Origin of the sequence: Psychrobacter sp. FME13, assembly GCF_014861395.1 — a bacterium.
Classification (GTDB): Bacteria; Pseudomonadota; Gammaproteobacteria; order Pseudomonadales; family Moraxellaceae; genus Psychrobacter.
This window is the reverse complement of sequence record NZ_RRYV01000327.1, coordinates 1-975: the sequence shown is the minus strand read 5'-3', so window position 1 is coordinate 975 and position 975 is coordinate 1. Positions and strand designations below refer to the sequence as shown.

Sequence of the window (975 nt, the reverse complement as noted above, 5' to 3'; positions counted from 1 at the left end):
TTGTCGTATTCTCTCAGAAAGTTGAGTCTCCGACAATCTCGGGGCGGTTCAGTATCGCCCTAATTGGCCTATCGATGGCTTTAAGAGCTTAGATGCGGCAAGACGATGGATGCTGAGCTTCACGCGCTGGTACAACAATGAGCATAAGCACAGTCAGCTGAACTTTGTGACGCCCAATCAGCGCCATACGGGTGAGGATAAGGAAGTACTGGCGAAGCGTCTGCTCACGATGCAGCGCGCTAAAGATGAAAACCCGATACGCTGGGGAACTCAGGAGGTGAGGAACTGCGAGCCTGTAGGGCCAACAACGCTAAATCCTGTAAAAGAGCAACAACAGCAAAGATTACAAGCCGCTTAATTTAGCTTGATGGTGACAACTACCTTGAAAAACTCCGGTATCATTGTAGTCCTCGTAGTAGGTCAATCAAACTTTGGGGATCAATTTGGGCAATAGTGAGGCTTATGGACCCAGGTCCTGGGGCTCTGATTTGCTGCTTGATGTTTTGTATTACGGAGGGTGAGGACAGATGAGTTGCTTGAGGTTCAAGGCGGATTGGGATAAAGCAGGGGTTTGGATCAGCAGGACTGTTTATGGCAGCAGGTAATATGCCAGTTTCAGTCTTTTTGCGGTGATGCTGACGTTTCCAGTTATGGAGAAGGTTCTGGTTGATGCTATGGTCTCGAGCGATACTGGCAATTGATCGCCCTGAACTTTCAGCTTCTTGTACTAAAAGTTCTTTAAACTCAGCACTGTAAGTTCTACGTTTGGGTTTGTTAGGTGGTTGTGTTGTCATGTTAGTGTCCACGATTATTAATCGTGGACACTATCTCGCATTTTTTAAGTGAGGAAAAGATGGGATGGTCGGATGCTTACCTTTGAGAAGCAACAGGTCTTTCGAACGGCTCGTCGCAATCGGTGTCTAAGGCGACAGTTATTACCTTCTATGCCTACCGTATGCTGCTTGCCGATTTGTT

Annotated in this window: 2 protein-coding genes and 1 pseudogene; 1 reads left to right on the top strand and 2 read right to left on the bottom strand. The window is 47.2% G+C overall.

The features are described from left to right. Positions 1–109: 109 nt before the first annotated feature. Entirely contained in the window at positions 110–358 is a 249-nt protein-coding gene (locus EI164_RS16390; protein WP_192521029.1) for a hypothetical protein, read from the top strand. Between the two features lie 40 nt (positions 359–398). Here the strand turns inward: EI164_RS16390 and EI164_RS16385 are convergent, their stop codons facing one another. Both EI164_RS16385 and EI164_RS16380 read right to left on the bottom strand, forming a co-directional pair. After that, a complete protein-coding gene (locus EI164_RS16385) occupies positions 399–794 on the bottom strand; it encodes a transposase (RefSeq protein WP_192521028.1) in 396 nt (131 codons plus the stop codon). A gap of 80 nt (positions 795–874) precedes the next feature. Further along, positions 875–975: pseudogene (locus tag EI164_RS16380) on the bottom strand (IS1 family transposase); the annotation flags it as partial.

What these genes read in the sequence shown, in the direction of transcription:
- EI164_RS16390 (WP_192521029.1), top strand. Translation starts at nt 110, where the DNA reads ATGCTGAGCTTCACGCGCTGGTACAACAATGAGCATAAGCACAGTCAG.
- EI164_RS16385 (WP_192521028.1), bottom strand. Translation starts at nt 794, where the DNA reads ATGACAACACAACCACCTAACAAACCCAAACGTAGAACTTACAGTGCT.